At 35.4% G+C, this 2309-nt stretch carries 3 protein-coding genes; all 3 read left to right on the forward strand.

Features of this window, described 5'->3' with window-relative positions:
* On the forward strand, window positions 1–600 hold a 600-nt coding region (locus AC3AX0_RS11775; RefSeq protein ID WP_487550476.1), incomplete at its 5' end, for an EAL domain-containing protein.
* Between the two features lie 649 nt (window positions 601–1249).
* On the forward strand, window positions 1250–1900 hold the full coding sequence (locus tag AC3AX0_RS11780; protein ID WP_487550477.1) for a YczE/YyaS/YitT family protein: 651 nt from the start codon (window positions 1250–1252) through the stop codon (window positions 1898–1900).
* Window positions 1901–1992: 92 nt separating this feature from the next.
* Window positions 1993–2309, forward strand: a 317-nt coding sequence (locus AC3AX0_RS11785; protein ID WP_487550478.1) for a NifB/NifX family molybdenum-iron cluster-binding protein, incomplete at its 3' end; no start/stop codon positions are given.

A 2309-nucleotide genomic window follows, 5' to 3' on the forward strand; every position in this document is an offset into this window, starting at 1 on the left:
GAAGAGAGAGGTTTGATCAACCGCATAGGAAGATGGGTATTTGAGGAAGCCGTGAGTCAGATTTCCAGATGGAATAAAAATGGATTAGAGATGAAGAAGGTAGCTGTAAATATGTCAGTAAAGCAGATGGATGACAGTGGGTTTGTTGAATTCATGGAAAGAATACTTGAGAAATACAAGGTCGAAGCCAGGTATGTTGAAATAGAGATTACGGAGAATCTTTTGATTGGTGACACCGAAAAGGCCGTCGATTTACTAAATCGAATCAAGGATATTGGAATAAGCCTTGCACTTGATGATTTTGGTAGCGGGTTTTCATCTATAAGCTATCTAACCAAGTTTCCAGTTGACAAGATAAAGTACGACAAGTCCCTGGTGGATCAATATGCAGATGATAAAAACTGCGGTGTAATACAAAAGCTTAATCTTCTGGCCGAGGAGTTCAATATCAAGACTCTTGCTGAGGGAGTCGAAACACTTGAACAATATGAATTATTAAGGGATGCTGGTTGCCATTGCATTCAAGGATACTATTTCAGCAAACCCCTGGAGCCTGACAGGATTGAAAGCATATATATGAAAAATTTCTTGAAAAATTGATTGAATGAAAAAAGTTGTCTGGTTTAATGTTGACAATCCATAGGTGTATAACAATCATGTAAGAAATAGAGTAGAGTACGAATTATAAGAAAAGGAGATGTTTATTGCAGTCATGTCAAATCGTAAGGAGTTGAGTGAAGAATTACAGATTTCTAATCAAGATATACTAAAATATTTATCAACATATTAATCAAATTGGTATTTCCCGGGAAATTTGAATTATTTGGGCTGACAGCAAGTTTGTTTTAGTTTTAGATTTTTTCAACCATTTATCGTCGCGGTATAAAACCTGAGCTGTTATAGTGAATTCGCGGTTATCGAATGACTTAATAACTTCAACATTACCGAATTCAAGCTCTGACTTTAGCTCGACTTGATTCTCTTTAATATAGGACTTGAATATCTGTCTGTACTTGCTACCTTTTTGCGTTAATATCAATGTTTTCATTTCAAGGTCCGAACAGGATATTTTCTTGGAAGTTGCCAAATGTTATTATGACCATAGTAAGGTCAGCCGACAAACCTTCATTTGATGAAGTATATATTGTTGGTTGGCAAGTAGTTTGGGGAGATAGAAAATGCAAAATATGAATAGAATTGAAGATTTCATGGATAAAATCCAGGATAACATACTTAATGGATTGCTTTCATGATTTACATATGTAAAAAAGTAGCAAGACTGTTCATTGGACTATTCATAATGGGGGTTTCAGCAGCATTGATGCTGCAGGCAAACCTTGGAATGTCTCCTTTTGGTGTTTTGCACAGTGGTATTGCAGAGGCTTTTGATATTACTTTTGGTAAAGCTTGTATTATTGTAGGTTTTGTGTTTATTGCAATATCATATTTATCTGGAGAAAAAATCGGATGGGGTTCATTGGCTAATATGTATTTTGTCGGTGTATTCATAGACTTGATATTGAAGTGGGGGATTATTCCGAAATGCAGTTCTTTTTTATCGGGATTTATTATGTTGTCTTTTGGAATGCTGTTGATGGGAGTCAGCTCGTTTTTATATTTGAGTGCAGGTTTAGGATCAGGACCACGAGACGGAGTAATGGTAATGCTTGTTAAAAAAACAGGAAGATCAGTAGCCTTAATCAAGGGTGTTATAGAATGCACTGCACTTATCATAGGATATCTGATGGGTGGTAAGGTTGGAATGGGAACATTATACTGTAGCCTTAGCGTTGGCTTCTATTATCAGATGGCATACAGAATGTGTAAGTTTAATGTTAAAGACAATAATCATAGGTTTATTGATGATGACATTGAAGTTTTGAAAAAAATTACTCAATAAATAATCTACGAGGTATGCTTTATAAATCATGAAGGTTGTGTTATTATGTAATATATTTCGGAATTTAATTACACTATTGGAGGAACAATAATATGAAAATTGCTTTACCATCAAGACAAAATCAAATAGACAATCATTTTGGTCACTGTGAGTACTATACTATTATAACGGTGGACAAGGATAAAAAAGAAATCATATCTCAGGAAATGTTAGAATCACCAGCTGGTTGTGGCTGTAAGTCAAATATTGCCCAAACATTGTCTGATATAGGAGTATCGGTTATGCTTGCAGGCAATATGGGTCAGGGAGCTGTAAATGTTTTGAAAAACTCAGGAATAGAAGTGATTCGCGGATGTTCAGGAGACGTTAAAACTGTTGCTGATAATTGGATTCAGGGAAATGTTGCAGA

Source organism: Dethiosulfatibacter sp. (genome assembly GCF_983023055.1).